General features: G+C 36.9%; 11 protein-coding genes. 4 read left to right on the top strand and 7 right to left on the bottom strand.

Features of this window, described 5'->3' with window-relative positions:
* The first annotated feature begins 318 nt into the window (after positions 1-318).
* Complete coding sequence (gene rnr / locus ABN763_RS04445) at positions 319-2,526, top strand: ribonuclease R (protein ID WP_410484226.1); 2,208 nt, start codon at positions 319-321, stop codon at positions 2,524-2,526.
* Positions 2,527-2,570: 44 nt separating this feature from the next.
* On the opposite strand, the gene ABN763_RS04440 is transcribed toward rnr, so the two are convergent.
* Positions 2,571-3,761, bottom strand: coding sequence for a phosphoglycerate kinase (locus ABN763_RS04440; RefSeq protein ID WP_410484225.1), 1,191 nt, complete (start codon positions 3,759-3,761; stop codon positions 2,571-2,573).
* Between the two features lie 96 nt (positions 3,762-3,857).
* Between ABN763_RS04440 and ABN763_RS04435 the strand changes: the two genes are divergently transcribed.
* Positions 3,858-5,006 (top strand): ATP-binding protein, encoded by a 1,149-nt coding sequence (locus tag ABN763_RS04435; protein ID WP_410484224.1) that lies wholly within the window; start codon positions 3,858-3,860, stop codon positions 5,004-5,006.
* 2 nt (positions 5,007-5,008) lie between these two features.
* Positions 5,009-5,407 carry a DoxX family protein gene (locus ABN763_RS04430; RefSeq protein ID WP_410484223.1) on the top strand — a complete coding sequence of 133 codons (399 nt, stop codon included), beginning with the start codon at positions 5,009-5,011 and terminating at the stop codon, positions 5,405-5,407.
* A 2-nt stretch (positions 5,408-5,409) separates the two neighbouring features.
* Here ABN763_RS04430 and ABN763_RS04425 read toward each other — a convergent pair whose 3' ends face one another.
* The 6 genes from ABN763_RS04425 to ABN763_RS04400 form a co-directional block, all read right to left on the bottom strand.
* Positions 5,410-5,919 (bottom strand): OmpH family outer membrane protein, encoded by a 510-nt coding sequence (locus tag ABN763_RS04425; RefSeq protein ID WP_410484222.1) that lies wholly within the window; start codon positions 5,917-5,919, stop codon positions 5,410-5,412.
* Positions 5,920-6,134: 215 nt separating this feature from the next.
* Complete coding sequence (locus ABN763_RS04420) at positions 6,135-7,019, bottom strand: class I SAM-dependent methyltransferase (protein WP_410484221.1); 885 nt, start codon at positions 7,017-7,019, stop codon at positions 6,135-6,137.
* A gap of 197 nt (positions 7,020-7,216) precedes the next feature.
* Positions 7,217-7,693, bottom strand: a complete 477-nt coding sequence (locus ABN763_RS04415) for a hypothetical protein (protein ID WP_410484220.1) — start codon at positions 7,691-7,693, stop codon at positions 7,217-7,219.
* The gene (gene mnmG / locus ABN763_RS04410; RefSeq protein WP_410484219.1) at positions 7,693-9,564 is read right to left on the bottom strand and encodes a tRNA uridine-5-carboxymethylaminomethyl(34) synthesis enzyme MnmG; all 1,872 of its coding nucleotides are present in this window, start codon (positions 9,562-9,564) and stop codon (positions 7,693-7,695) included. The genes ABN763_RS04415 and mnmG overlap by 1 nt, the downstream gene beginning before the upstream one ends.
* A gap of 203 nt (positions 9,565-9,767) precedes the next feature.
* Positions 9,768-10,187: an rRNA maturation RNase YbeY gene (gene ybeY, locus ABN763_RS04405; RefSeq protein WP_410484218.1), complete on the bottom strand. Its 420-nt coding sequence runs from the start codon at positions 10,185-10,187 to the stop codon at positions 9,768-9,770.
* A complete protein-coding gene (locus ABN763_RS04400) occupies positions 10,184-13,618 on the bottom strand; it encodes a DUF4175 family protein (protein WP_410484217.1) in 3,435 nt (1,144 codons plus the stop codon). The genes ybeY and ABN763_RS04400 overlap by 4 nt, the downstream gene beginning before the upstream one ends.
* Positions 13,619-14,135: 517 nt before the next feature.
* Between ABN763_RS04400 and ABN763_RS04395 the strand changes: the two genes are divergently transcribed.
* On the top strand, positions 14,136-15,332 hold the full coding sequence (locus ABN763_RS04395) for a serine hydrolase domain-containing protein (protein ID WP_410484216.1): 1,197 nt from the start codon (positions 14,136-14,138) through the stop codon (positions 15,330-15,332).
* Positions 15,333-15,361: the final 29 nt, after the last annotated feature.

Genomic DNA, 15,361 nt, shown 5'->3' with positions numbered 1-15,361 from the left:
TTATAAAGACGTTCTATTTTGCGAAATGTTACACAAAAATTGTATTTTTTTTAACTTTTTATTTAGTAGACGTTCACATTTAAAGAACCTTACTAGTTTAACGGTAAGAAATAGCGTTCTAGTACATATCTAATTATTAAACAGTACCTTTACAAAAAAATTGAAATAAGAGCATTCGTCATTCAATCATCTTTTTACCTTCTTATAAATCATGCGAATGCTAATTAATACCTAATAAATAACAATAATTTTAATACATAAAAACCTACTTAGATAAATCTGTGTTGACATAGATAATGGTAGGCATAGCTATAGAAAATGGCAAGAAAGAAAAAACGAAAAAACAGTAAAAATAAAATACCCAATCTTACTGCAACTATTTTTAGTATACTCAAGAAAAACAGAAACCAACATTTCAATTATAAACAGATTGCTGCCAAACTTGGTGTTACTGATGCTAGCGGTAGAAATCAGATAATTAAAAAGCTTCAGCAGCTTAAAGAAAAAAAGCAAATTGAAGAAGTTGAACGAGGTAAGTTTAAGGCGATAGTATCAACAGAGTATTATCGAGGAATTTTGGATCTTACCAGTAATGGTAATGGATATGTTATTTGTGATGCTTTTGATGAGGATATTTTCATAACAAGTAATAATATCAATAAAGCTTTAGATGGTGATGAGGTAGAGGTCTACGTATACAAACGCCGTCGTAGTGATAAAATGCAAGGTGAAATTGTTCAGGTAATAAAGCGCAATAAAACAGAGTTTGTTGGGGTTTTGCAAATTGCTAAGAGCTTTGGTTTTGTAAGCGTATCGAACCCTAAAATGTATACTGACATTTTTGTGCCTAAGAATAAAATCAAAAGCGCAGAAGATGGTGATAAGGTGGTTGTACGAATTGAAGATTGGCCAGAAAAAGCCGATTCTCCTTTTGGTGTAATTACACAAGTATTAGGTAAACCGGGTGAGCATCATACCGAAATTCATGCAATTTTAGCAGAATATGGTTTACCCTATCAGTTTCCAGATGAAGTACAATTATTCGCAGATAAGTTAGATACAAGTATCACTGCTGATGAGATTGCTAAGCGTCGTGATATGCGTGAAGTATTGACGTTTACAATTGACCCAAAAGATGCTAAAGATTTTGATGATGCACTTTCATTTGAAGTGTTGGAAAATGGGAATTATGAAATTGGAATTCACATTGCTGATGTTTCGCATTATTTAAAAGAAGATACGATTTTGGATAATGAAGCCTATGATAGAGCAACGTCTGTTTATTTAGTTGATAGGGTAGTACCTATGCTTCCTGAAATCTTATCAAACGGGGCATGTTCATTACGACCTCATGAAGAAAAATATACATTTTCAGCGGTATTTGAGATGGATAAAAATGCCAAGGTTATTGATCAATGGTTTGGGCGCACGGTAACTTATTCTGATGAGCGTTTTGCATATGAAGAAGCGCAGCATATTATAGAAACTGGGGAAAATACCATTCCTGAAGATATTTCTATTAGAGAGGGTGGAGCGTACTCAGTAAGTGATGACATTAAAGATGCAACATTAACCTTAGATCGCTTAGCAAAAAAAATGCGCGCAAAACGGATGGGTGCGGGAGCAATTTCTTTTGATAAAGTAGAGGTAAAGTTTATGCTCGATAAAGAAAATGAACCAGCTGGTATTTTCTTTAAAACATCAAAAGATGCTAATAAACTTATTGAAGAATTTATGCTATTGGCTAATAGAAAAGTGGCAGAATTTATAGGTAAGAAAAAAGCAGAAGGCGGCAAACCAAAGACCTTTGTTTACAGAACACATGATGATCCTGATGAGGAAAAATTAATGAACTTGAATAATGTGATTTCAAGGTTTGGTTATAGTGTAAATCTTAAATCAAGAAAAACAATTACGGCTTCATTAAACGATCTTTTACAAGAAGTGCAAGGTAAAAAAGAGCAAAACCTTGTCGACACTTTAGCAATACGAAGTATGAGTAAGGCTGAATATACAACGCATAATATTGGTCATTATGGTTTAGCTTTTGATTACTATACGCATTTTACGTCGCCTATACGACGTTATCCTGATGTGATGGTGCATAGATTACTTCAGTACTATTTAGATGGAAATAAAAGTGCTAACGAAAAGATATATGAAGAAAAATGCCAACATTCTTCAAATATGGAAAACCTTGCAGCGAAAGCAGAGCGTGATTCTATAAAATACATGCAGGTTAAGTTTATGCAGAATCACCAGGACGAGGAGTTTTTAGGAGTAATATCTGGTGTAACAGAGTGGGGGATTTATGTCGAGATTATTTCAAATAAATGCGAAGGCATGGTTCGTATTCGCGAGATAAAAGATGATTATTATACCTTCGATGAAAGACAATATGCCTTGGTTGGTGATGTAACAAAAAACACGTATCAATTAGGTGATGAAGTATACGTAAAAGTAAAAAATGCCGACTTAATAAAGCGGCATTTAGATTTTACGTTGATTGGTAAAAAAGAGAACTAATTGTTATTACTATAAAACAGTAATGCACAAAAAGACTTACGTTTTTATGCTTGTATGGCAGCAATACCAGGTAAGGTTTTTCCTTCAAGGCTTTCTAGCATAGCACCACCACCGGTACTTACATAGCTTACCTTATCGGCAAAACCAAATTGCTTTACTGCTGCAACAGAGTCACCACCACCTACTAGTGAGAAGGATCCATTTTTAGTAGCTTCAGAAATGAAGTTACCAAGTTCAATGGTGCCTTTGGCAAAATTTTCCATTTCAAAAACACCTAATGGACCGTTCCATAAAATGGTTTTGCTGGCTAATACAACCTCTTTAAATCGCTGCATGGAAACCGTACCGGCATCAAGACCTTGCCAACCATCGGGTATATTGGTTACATCTACTTCTTTAGTGTTAGCATCATTAGAAAATGAATCAGCCGCAAGTACATCAACAGGTAAATGAATTTGTACCCCTAAAGCTTCTGCCTTTTTCAAAATTTCAAGAGCCAGTTCTTGCTTATAATCTTCACAGATTGAATCACCTATTTTACCACCTTGTGCTTTTACAAAGGTATAGGTCATTCCACCACCAATAATTAAATGATCTACCTTTGGTAATATGTTTTCAATGATGGTGATTTTAGAAGAGACTTTGGCACCACCTAAAATGGCCAATACTGGTTTTTCTCCTGTTTTCATCACCTTATCAATGGCGTCAATTTCTTTAGCAAGCAAGCTTCCAAAACACTTAGCATTTTCAAAAAATTGGGCGACAATAGTTGTAGATGCGTGTGCTCTGTGTGCAGTGCCAAAAGCGTCATTTATATAAATATCACCAAGTTTTGAAAGCTGTTCAGCAAATTGTGTATCTCCTTTTGTTTCTTCACTGTAAAAACGCAGGTTTTCTAGTAATAAAATCTGTCCAGGTTGAAGATTAGACACCGCCTGTTCAGCTTTTTCCCCAACGCAATCATCAACAAAAATTACATGTACTCCGATAATTTCTGAAACGGTATCGACAATATGACCTAATGACAATTCAGGATTAACTTCACCTTTGGGTCTTCCCAAATGTGACATTAAAATGGCACTTCCACCATCCTCTAGAACTTTAATGATGGTTGGCTTCGCAGCATGAATTCGCGTAGTATCTGTTACTTGTTGTTCTTCATTTAAGGGAACGTTAAAATCTACACGAATTAGGGCTTTTTTATCGTTAAAATTAAAGTCTTCAATGGTTGCCATTAGTCAATAGGTTTAATAGAAATTATGAATTTATTGAAGCGCAAAGATAGGGCAATGATTAGAATGATATGGACTTAAATGCGTTATATTTGTTACATGAGGTTTGCTGATGTAATAGGCCATGAAAGGGTGAAAAAACACCTTATTAAATGTGTACAGAACGGTAGGGTTCCGCACGCTCAAATGTTTGTGGGTCCTGAAGGTTGTGGTAAGCTTCCTTTAGCAATTGCCTATGCGCAATACTTGGTATGTGCGAATACAGGTGATGATAATGATGGGGGAAAGAATAACTGCAATTTAATGTTTGAAAAATTTGCGCACCCAGATGTGCATTTTAGTTTTCCAATCACCGCTACTAAAGAGATTAAAAAGGAACCTAAGTCTGCGGATTTTATTAATGAGTTTATTGGTTTTTTAGGTAACGAACCATATGGTAATTTGCTTGATTGGCAGAAGGCGATGGGTGTTGAGAAAAAACAGGTGATTATTAATGTTCATGAGGCGAAAAGTGTTGACAGATTTTTAAGTATGAAGTCGTATGAAGGAGGGTATAAAGTTGTAATTCTCTGGATGGCTGATACTATGAATGAAGCTGCTGCAAACAAGTTGCTTAAATCAATTGAAGAGCCGCCTGATAATACAGTGATATTGTTGCTGGCGGAGTCCGAAGAAAATGTAATAGGCACGATACGATCTCGTTGTCAAGTTATTCATTTAAATGCGTTAGCAGAAGTTGATGTTGCCAAGGAGTTAGTTACTAAAGGTGTTGCAGAAAATAAAGCAACAAAGATAGCCCACCTTTCAGCAGGTAATTTTAACAAGGCTTTGGACCTGGTAGAAGGAAGATCTGAAGACTCTGTTTTTGAAGAATGGTTTATTACCTGGGTGCGAAGTGCGTTTCGTGCTAAGGGTAATAAATCTGTGATTAATGATTTGGTAGATTGGAGTGAGCATATTGCAGGAACTGGAAGACAAACTCAAAAAGAGTTTCTAATTTATAGCACGGAAGTATTTAGACAGGCGATGTTGATAAATTATGGGCTAGAGACACTTTCTTATTTCGATTTTGAGGAGAACGATTTCGATTTAAAAAAGTTTGCACCTTTTGTGCATAATAAAAATATAGTGGAGTTGATAAGCCATTTGGAAGAGGCAGCGTATCATATTCAAGGAAACGGGAATGCGAAGATCATTTTGACGGACCTATCAATTAAGTTAACACGTTTATTACACACAAAACAATAGGTATGGGATTAGTAACGGACAGTGCGTTTGAATTATTGTTGATGCTATTTATTATCATCACTTTTATACAATCAGGGGTTGATAAAATTGTGGATTGGAATGGGAACGTCGGATGGTTAAAAGAGCATTTTTCAAAAACATTTATGGGAAAAATGGTGCCCATGATGTTAGGTATCATTTTGGTACTTGAAGTAGTTTGTGGAGTACTTGCAATAGGAGGAATCTACGAACTACTCATAAATGATAATAGCGCACTTGCTATTTACGCCAGTGTATTATCAGGGCTTACATTATTAATGTTATTGTTTGGCCAACGTGTGGCAAAAGATTATGCAGGCGCGCTTACCATAGTATGTTATTTTATGGTGGTGATGCTTGGATTATTCGTAATGATTAAATAAAGTTATTCTTTGTTGTAGGCTTTGTTTAGCTCGGTAAGTAAAGTTGTGGTAATGTCGTTTTCTTCTTTACCATAAAGAACGCTACCTGTTTGGTTAGAACCATATATATAGGTATAACCATTATTCTTCCCGTAATCTTTAATAAAGTCTTTTACTTTCTTTACTAAAGAGTCTATTTGCTGTTGTCCTTCAAGTTGAATTTGTTGTTGCTCGTTTTGAAATTGCTGACCTAATATTTGCCCTTTCTGTGCAAGCAGTTGATAATTCTCTTCTTGTTGCTTACGGGTCATTTTTTGAGCTTTAATTCTGAAATCTTGCTCTTCTAATTGATAGGCTTGAACAACACTATCTCTTCTTTTGGTAAAACTTGCAGTTTTAGTTTCAAAAGCTGATTTAACATCTTTCATTTCTTCATAGTCATCGACCAGTTTCGAGATATCAACGAAAGCGGTTTTTGGTTGCTGACAGGAGAAAGATAAAAATGCAATGCTTAAAAGAAGTATTTTTTTCATGATATATTTTTTCAGTGCGTAAAAATAGAAATATGATTTTAGATAGAAATAGAGTTATGTTTTTTACACATAGATTTTTCTTATAAAAACAATTTTAAGATAAGATTTTACTATTAAAAATGAAGGGAAATAAGACGTTTAGAGCGCATTATATTTTTAGCCAAGGTATATGTGTCAGATTAGCAGATAAAGTGTAATGGATCGACTAAATTGAGCTATTGGCTTTTTTTAAGCACATAAATGATAGAAGAGTATTCTTTAGAGCGGATTGCGGAAAAATTGGAACGTAGTCCTATGTATAATGCTTTGATCCAATTATTATTTCCTGTTTTGTGCTGCTCAGATAATAATGAGACATAAAATGAATCGAACCACATGGGTTTTGTGTGTTCAACCACTAGATGATGTTGCTTGGCAAGTTGTGAAATTCCTTTTCTCGAGAAATGCCAAAGATGTCTTGGCACATCAAAAGCTGCCCAGTGATTGTTATAGTGTTGGGCGTCGAATGATTTAAAGTTTGGTACAGCAATGATTAGTCTACCATTTTGGTGTAATAAAGATGACAATTTAGAGAGGTCTTGAGTAAGATTGGGTAAATGTTCTAATACGTGGAAGAGCGTGATGGTATAGAAGGTGGAGTCTGGGTTTAATTGGTCAAGGGAACTTAATAGCTGAATATTTTGTTTATGAGCGATGGCTCTTGCGGCATCGGAGGGTTCTATTCCGATGGAATGATAGCCTTTTTGATTCATTGATTTAACAAGGGATCCGGTACCAGCGCCAAGATCAAGATGGGCATCAGAGGCAGTCATAAATTTGCCAATCAATCTTGTCTTGGAACGCAGGGATATGGACTTTACAAGCTGATAAAGTTTGTCAAAAATAGTAGCAGCGGAATTAGTGTGAGAAATGTAATCATCACTTTGGTAGTAGTTAGGTAATTCAGTTGTTGAGGGTTGAGGCTGCGTCACCAACAAATCGTAATCACGATGTTGGTGTAGTGTAAATTGTTGTTTGCTTACAAGATGATCGGTACAAGTAAATAGTTGTTCATCGTAAGTGTGGGTCGGGTCGAATACATTCATTGAGTAGTGTTCCACGTGGAACGTTTTAGGTGCAAATGTAAGATTGGGTTAGGAAATAAAAAACTGGCCCGTTATTAAATGCCTAAGTGTTTTCATAAGAAGAACTATGAGGTTATATAAATGGTAAGGTCCGGGTTAGTTTTTGGCCATGAAGCGGTAGGTTCTGAAAGAATGTTGGCGCGAACTATAAATTGAATGTTCCACGTGGAACGCTAATGTGTTTTATCTATAAGTTCCACTTCAAGAAGGGTTGAAAGTTCTTTTGCTTTGGTTTTTAAGAGGGAAATGTTTTTAGTACGAAAGAGCGTAAAGTGAAGTTTTCCGTAAAAGATTCTGATAAGATAGTTTTGCTCTTTTGAAGTGGTTCCCATTGCAGAAACAGGCCCCCATTCGTTGTCCGTTTTTTGAGTTGCACTGAATATAGAGATGTATTCAGGAAACGGAATATTGAATCCGTATTTAAATATGGTAATACCAAAAAGCTGAAAGTGCTTTTTGTTTTTGTAGTCCTTTCGGATTTCAAGAGAGACAGAATATGAAATGATCAATAATCCAAAAAATGCCAAGGTTATAACTTGAGGAAGTTGATCAGGATTCGCAATAAGCATTAGAATAACCAGGGCCAAAAGAAAATACCCAAGAATAAGTGCTTTTAAAGGTTTCGGTTGTTTAAGAAAAACTGAATTCATTAGCGGCCCATGTATACCAAAAGTACGGAAATATCACTTGGTGATACGCCACTAATTCGGGATGCCTGGGAAACAGAAGTTGGACGAATGGCAGATAATTTTTCTCTAGCTTCAAATGACATTGACTTTAATTTTGAATAGTCGAAGTTTTCAGGAATAGAAATATTTTCTAGTCGTTGAAGTTTATCAGCATTTTGTTTTTCTTTATTGATGTAACCTGCATACTTCACTTGAATTTCCGCTTGCTCTAGAATTTCATTGTCAAGTTTGTTCTCTTCAATAAAGGATTTCGCATCATTTATTTTCAAGATGTCCTTCAAAGTAATGTTCGGTCTTGAGTATATTTTGAAAAGTTTATCAGATTGTTTTATTGTTGCAGACTTGTTTTCTTCTAAAACGGGATTAATTTCTTCAGGTTTTACACTGGTTTTTTTGTAAAAGTTGATTAAACTTTCAGATTTTTTAAGTTTTTCTTCCATTCGTTGAAGACGATCGTCTTTAGCCAAACCTATTTCATGTCCTTTTGGGGTTAATCTGAAATCAGCATTGTCTTGACGAAGTAACGTTCTGTATTCAGCGCGACTAGTAAACATACGGTAAGGTTCTTCAGTTCCTTTGGTAATTAAGTCGTCAACTAAAACACCGATATAAGCTTCGTCCCGTTTTAAAGTAAAAGCGTCTTTTTGCTGAACTTTTAATGAAGCGTTTATGCCGGCAATTAAACCTTGAGAAGCAGCTTCTTCATAACCCGTGGTGCCGTTAATTTGACCAGCAAAAAATAGTCCGTCAATAATTTTGGTTTCTAGCGTATGGGTTAATTGTGTAGGAGGGAAATAATCATATTCAATCGCGTAGCCAGGTCTAAAAAATTTGACGTTTTCAAATCCAGCAACTGATTTTAATGCTTTAAACTGAACGTCTTCTGGCAAGGAAGTGGAGAAGCCGTTGACGTATACTTCGACAGTATTCCACCCTTCAGGTTCGACATAAATCTGGTGTCGATCTTTATCAGCGAAACGGTTAATCTTATCCTCTATTGACGGGCAATATCTTGGACCTAAGCTTTTAATTCGGCCGTTGAACATTGGTGATCTGTCAAAGCCTTCTTTTAGTAATTCATGCACCTCTGGACTAGTATAGGTCATATGGCAAGCACGTTGTTCTTTAAGAGCACTGGTGATATTAGAATATGAGAATTTGTCCGGATTTTCATCACCTGGCTGTATGACCATTTTGCGGTAGTCAAGAGATCGACCATCAACTCTAGGCGGTGTTCCTGTTTTCATTCTTCCGGATTCAAAACCTAGAGCTACTAGTTGCTCGGTAATACCGGTTGCGGCACGCTCTCCTGCTCTACCGCCACCAAATTGTTTTTCGCCAATATGAATTAATCCGTTAAGAAAAGTTCCGTTGGTAAGCACGACGGTTTTGGCCTTCACTTCTATTCCTAACGATGTTTTTACCCCGGCTATTTTTCCATTTTCAACGATCAATCCAGAGACCATTTCCTGGTAAAAATCCAGATTCTCCGTTTGTTCTAAAAGCAGTCTCCACTCCTCAGCAAAACGCATGCGGTCCGATTGAACACGCGGACTCCACATAGCAGGCCCCTTACTTTTATTAAGCATTTTAAACTGTATGGCCGATTTATCAGAGACAATCCCACTATAACCCCCTAGCGCATCAATTTCACGAACAATCTGCCCCTTTGCAATACCTCCCATGGCAGGATTGCAGGACATTTGTGCTATGTTCTGAAGGTTCATAGTAATCAATAAAGTTTTTGAGCCCATATTGGCTGCGGCTGCGGCTGCTTCTGACCCAGCATGGCCTGCGCCTACTACAATAACATCGTATTTTGATTCGAACATATTTATTCTTTTAAACTCTCCCCTTGAGGGGAGATTTAGAGGGGTGTCAAGCTAGATTTAGAAAAACCATAAAGAGAACACCCATCCCTTACCATTCCCTCGAGGTAAGGAAATATTCCTTTGTTTATTATCTCTATGTCAGGCTGAGCGCAGTCGAAGCCTTTTTGAAAGCTGTTCTCGACTCCGATCGAACTGACCTTGTTCTAATGTTCCACGTGAAACATCTGGATTTTTTCATTTTCTTTATTGGTCATCTCGGCTTGGTCGGTTTCAGACTTGTCTTTATATCCACAGTAATGAAGTATACCATGAATGATGACACGTTTTAATTCTTCATCAAAAGTAGTACTGAACTCATTTGCATTTTCCTGTACCCGCTCGACGGAAATGAAGATGTCTCCATTAATTTGATTACCTAAGCAATAATCAAAACTAATAATGTCGGTAAGTGTATCGTGGTTTAAATAATCAACATTAAGTTGATGTAGATACGCATCATCACAAAATATGTAGCTAATTTCCCCCTCAGACTTTTCTTCAGATGCGATTACCTCGCCTATCCAATTGCGAATCTGTTCTTCATTTTCTAACCTAAAATCAGTTTCATAATTAAACGTGATCATTGCTTCTTCTTGACACGAAAGTACTCTTGTACTTTACGTTGGTAAATTTGCCGCAAAGGTAATACTTGTCTGTTTAATATTTCAGTAGCGTTAAAATATTGTTTGATGCTATTAGTTTGATCCTTAAGGTTGTTATTAAATTGCTGTTGGTTGGTTTTCGATTTACGCTTGTTATCCTGACCCTGTTGGAAGGTTGCATTTTCTAACTTTAATAACTCGTGTTGTAGCTGTGTCATTTTTTGCATGGTGCGTTCCGTGAACCCTTTTTCAAGTAACTCCTTCTCTATTTGTTCCATCATTCGTACAAGCCTATCTCCTGCTTTACTGCCTTTTCCTTTTTTATCACCAAGCTGTTCGTCAGCCTTACGCAAGTTTTCTTCAAGCTGTTGTCTTAGTTGAGCCTGTTTTTTATAGATGTTATACAACTGCTCAGAACTCATTTCCTGACCCTGACCTTCTCCTTCTTTTGGCTGACCGTCATTTAGACGTTGCATTTTTCCTTCTCCTTGCTTCTCGCCTTCTCCAGGTTTTTTAGGCCCGCCATCTTGTTTTTCACCTTCCTCACCCGGCTTTTTCTGCTCGCCCTCCTTCTTTTCACCCTCTTTTTTACCTTCTTCCATCATTTTTTTCATTTCTTCATTAAGCTGTTGCTGACTTTTAATAATATCTGGCAACTGTTGATCTTGCTCTCCTTGACCTTGACCCATGCTCATTTGGTTTTGCATATTATCAAGAATTTTGCTTAGTAAATCGGCTAAATTATTAGAAGAAGTCAAAGCATATTGCTGACTACCTACACCCTGATACATTCGGTTTTCTGCCAATCGCTCCAGCGCCTTATCAATATTAAAATACACATCAATAATTTCTTTATTGACTCTCTCACCTATTGCAGGTTGCCTTAATGATAGCGCAAATAAACTATCATCCACATGCTCAAATAGGGAACGCAGCTCATTTTGACGGCGTAGTTTCTGACCGAAACTCGCATTGCGGTTGTCTATTTCCTTAAACTGATCCATGATGCCCTCCTGCTCAAATGAGAAAATAACCAGATTATCAAGAATCTGTCTTAGCATCTCAGCATCTTCTTGCTGTTGTTCTCCGCCACTGCCCATCATTGACTGTTGCATTTGCTGACTCATCTGTTTCATCTTTCGGGCTGCCTGCTTTTGCTTCTGTTGTGCCTTTTGCTGTGACTGTTGTTTTTGCTGTTGATTGTCAGATTTTTCTTTCTTTTCAAGATTTTCTGAGGCTTCTTTTTGAGCTTCTTTAATCTCCTCTTCTGCTCTTTTATCTTTAGGAAGTTTCAATGGTTTTCTCAATTCATTGTTTTCTTCCTCGAGCTGTTTCATTTCTTCAAGCGCCTCTTCAAACGCTTTATTTATTTTATCCTGTTCCTCTTTGTTGTTGTCGGCTCCATCTTTTTTAGAAAGCTCCTCTTGCTTTTTAGCGAGTTCGTTAATTTTCTGATTCAGCTTTTCTGCTTTTTTGGCAACATAATACCGCTTTGTCAATTCCAAAATTTGCTGTAAACTTCGCTTATTGTTTTTCTGCTGTTTCGCTAGCTCTTCCAGTTTGGGTGAGAGGTCCTCCTTTTTAATTTTCTCGGCAATCTTTTCTATTTCCTCTAACAGCTTTTCATTTTTCTTAAGCTCCTCTTCATTTTGTTCTAACCGCTTATCCAGTTGTTCTTTAAATTCGTCTTTTTCCTCTTTTTGAAATTCTTCAAGATTCTCCTTCATTTGCTTGTTGAACTGTTTCATCATTTGCTCCTGTTGACGTTGACGCTGTAAAAACTGTTCAAGCTTTTTCTTATCGTTAAAGTTGAGTTGATTCTTCTCTTTTTGTGTTTTGTTAAGTTCTTCGAGCGTTTTTTGGTCCTGATCCATTTTCTGTAATGAATCATTCAAATCATCGATCATTTGGTTTTGCTGCTGTAGCTGCTCTTCCTCCAACTGCTCTTGGGTTAACATGGTATAGTTAAAAACTTGGCTTTTAGTCGACTTACCGCCCCGTATTCCGTCATTATCAACGACTTCAAAATAAAACTCGTAATCAACCCCTCCTTTAAGTGGCAGATCTCCTGGAAATGTGGTAGCGAATTCGTCAAACGTACCCTTGTTTAGCGGAAGCGGAAAATTCTCTTTTTTGCTATCATTTCCTGTGGGATAATAGACCAGTCGCAATTTAGATAGTCCATAATCATCTGAAACTCGACCCAGAAAGTATAGCGTTCTGTTATCAACAGAGTCTTTTTGAGACTGCAAATTCATTTCGGGATACGCATCTTTAACCACGCTAATGGAATAACCTAGCCGTTCATGATCTTTTAATTGATCATTACTGGTCGTAATCTCATAAGCAGTATCGTTATAAAGTCGCTTCTGAAGCGTGAACAAGGATTCATTTTTAAGAAAAAGTAGTGTGGTGTCTTGTTCGTAATAGTGTACCTGATCGGTCTGGGTAGTATGTAGCGCCCAAGTAATGTTGGTGCCTTCAGGGACCACAGTGTTCCCTGTGTTTTTTAATACTTCATCTGTTTTTCTAGTATATGCAGGATAATCAAGCTGCATTTCGAAAGCAGTTACATTCGGTGTTTTGATAACCTGCAGGTTGTAGTTTCTAGAATTGAATCCACCGGCCGAAATGTAAAAGTCAATATCCTTGGTGGGTTGGTCAAAAACATATTGAAATGTGTTGGCCCCGGTCTGTCTTAAAAAATAATACTGATCGTTAAAATAGATAGAGACATCTTCAGGAACAATCTCTCCGGTTGTAGAAACATTTAAGGTGAAATTAGTATTCTCAATTGCTTTAAGCTGTTCATTATCAATGATAAATTGAAAAGGTGCCGGAAGCTCATATGCTAGTTGATAATTCACCACCCGCTCATAGGAATCAGAAAAAACATTGAGATTTCCTGTTGCCAAAAACAACAAAATCACAATTATAGGAATCGCAGCGTACTTCAGGTACTTTTTGTTCGATGCAAAATTTACCGCCAGCTTAAAAGGAATAGGTGATAATTTTGCCGCTTTTTGTTCGATACTAGCCAGTAGTAATTCTGATGCTGTGCCTTCATTTTGTAGCTGTAAAAGATTCAATAGTTTATCATCCACTTCCGGAAAATGATTACCAATAATCTTGGATGCTTGAATAGTATCAATCCCATTTTTTAAGTTAAAAAGATAGGCTAGCGGAATTAAAATAAACTTGAAAAGCAGCAATAATGCTACGGTTACAAAAAACCAGAACAATAAAGACCGACCGGTCTGTCCAAGCCATAAAAAATGCTCAATAAGCAGGGTTGCTATCAAGTACAATAAGCCAATTGAAAAGAACAAAATTGCACCTTTGATTAATTCATTAGTGTAATAGCGTTTAATAAATTGGGTTAGTTTTTCTTGTACAATTTGCAATTGCGTCATCTTCAATTTCAATCAATTTTTAATATATAAATGCCAACTATTCAACTGAATGAACAGGTTGATGTATTTATAACTACGGAATTTACAATTTTATTTTTTGCTGCAAATGGGCTAATTTGGTAAGGTTGTGTTAAATCAGATGAAAATATAAACTAGAAAGGGCGCACCCATCCCCTCCCGATAGCTATCGGGACCTTCCCTTGAGGGAAGGAAGCCAACAATAAGAAATTAAAGTAAAGATTTCTCCCCTTGAGGGGAGATCAAGAGGGGTGTCTAACGTATGCTGTGTTTGCTTGTATTATTAATTGAAGTATAAAGATAATACCCATCCCCTCCCGATAGCCATCGAGACCTTCCCTTGAGGGAAGGGAGCCGACAATAAGAAATTAAAGTAAAAATTTCTCCCCTTGAGGGGAGATTAAGAGGGGTGTCAAGTGTCAATTCTAATAATTCTAAACCAAAACTGTAACACTACTGAACATTATATATCCTTAACTACAAACCAATTATTCATAAAATGAGAACGTATTTTTTGCTGCTGCTATTCCTATCCCTCTTATTAGGATGTAAGGAAAAACCAACTGCTACAGATTCAGAAGCAGTAACATCGCAACGAGATTCTCTGGAGTCAGAATTAAAAAGTATTGCTGAAAGCAAAGTGCTTCCCGGCTTTGGTGTTTCGGTTTTTACAAAAGACAGTATTTTGTACCAAAGAGGTTTTGGCTTTTCTAATATTCAAAAAGAGACTCCCTATACAACAGATAATGTTCAGATAATCGCCTCCGTAACCAAAACATTGGTCGGAATCGCCTTGATGAAAGTTGTGGAAGACGGACTAGTGCATCTCGATGATGACATTAACCACCACCTCGCATTCGATGTTAAGAACCCGAATTTCCCGGATGAGAAAATCACAATACGGATGCTCGCGGCCCATACCTCATCAATAGGAGGAACTAAAAAATCAGATAAAGGCTACCGTTTTGAATCTAAACTACTGGCTTCACAATTTCCTGAAGCATATGGTCCGTTGCTGGATGTTTACAACAAAGATGAGGAAATAGCGCTAGCCGATTTTTTGAAGTATAAATTGAGCAAGGGTGAAAAATGGTATGAAAAGGCCATTTTCAACACAGAACAACCCGGAACCTCTTATGAGTATAGTAACTTAGGGATCGCCTTGCTGGCCCATATTATCGAGCTAAAAACAGGACAGTCATTTGATCGTTATGCGAAGGAATTAATTCTAGACCCACTAAAAATGACCGCTTCCACATGGCACGTTTCAGAGGTATCACCAGAAAAACAAGTTACTTACTACAACGAAATTTTGAATGTAGTACCCAATTATCATATTATCACCTATCCTGATGGTGGGTTATACAGCTCGGTGGAAGAGTTAACCCTCTTTTTGCAAGAAATGATAAAAGGCTATAATGGTGAAAGTAATGTCCTATCAAAAGGATCATTTCGTGAAATGATGCGTAAACAATTTAAGGGAGATGAATTACCCGATGGTCTTTGTTGGGATCTTTCTTTTGATGGTCTGGTGGGTCATTCAGGCAACGATTTTGGTACCGCCACCCTTATGTACTTCAATCCTAAAACAGGAATAGGGCGTATACTTTTTACCAATATTTCAGTGGAAACCGAAGCGCAAGAAGATGCATTTTACGGTGTTTTTAATACCCTATTTTCCTATGATTTAAATTGAGATAAAAATAAGGGGGTGAAATGTGGTTT

Origin of the sequence: Spongiivirga sp. MCCC 1A20706 (assembly GCF_046524175.1) — a bacterium.
Taxonomy (GTDB): Bacteria; Bacteroidota; Bacteroidia; order Flavobacteriales; family Flavobacteriaceae; genus Spongiivirga.
This window is presented reverse-complemented; position numbering and strand designations above follow the sequence as displayed.

Bases quoted from the DNA above. Each gene is read 5' to 3' on its own strand.
- mnmG (WP_410484219.1), bottom strand. From the start codon at position 9,564: ATGTTCGAATCAAAATACGATGTTATTGTAGTAGGCGCAGGCCATGCT.
- ybeY (WP_410484218.1), bottom strand. From the start codon at position 10,187: ATGATCACGTTTAATTATGAAACTGATTTTAGGTTAGAAAATGAAGAA.
- ABN763_RS04425 (WP_410484222.1), bottom strand. From the start codon at position 5,919: ATGAAAAAAATACTTCTTTTAAGCATTGCATTTTTATCTTTCTCCTGT.
- ABN763_RS04435 (WP_410484224.1), top strand. From the start codon at position 3,858: ATGAGGTTTGCTGATGTAATAGGCCATGAAAGGGTGAAAAAACACCTT.
- rnr (WP_410484226.1), top strand. From the start codon at position 319: ATGGCAAGAAAGAAAAAACGAAAAAACAGTAAAAATAAAATACCCAAT.
- ABN763_RS04395 (WP_410484216.1), top strand. From the start codon at position 14,136: ATGAGAACGTATTTTTTGCTGCTGCTATTCCTATCCCTCTTATTAGGA.
- ABN763_RS04415 (WP_410484220.1), bottom strand. From the start codon at position 7,693: ATGAATTCAGTTTTTCTTAAACAACCGAAACCTTTAAAAGCACTTATT.
- ABN763_RS04400 (WP_410484217.1), bottom strand. From the start codon at position 13,618: ATGACGCAATTGCAAATTGTACAAGAAAAACTAACCCAATTTATTAAA.
- ABN763_RS04440 (WP_410484225.1), bottom strand. From the start codon at position 3,761: ATGGCAACCATTGAAGACTTTAATTTTAACGATAAAAAAGCCCTAATT.
- ABN763_RS04430 (WP_410484223.1), top strand. From the start codon at position 5,009: ATGGGATTAGTAACGGACAGTGCGTTTGAATTATTGTTGATGCTATTT.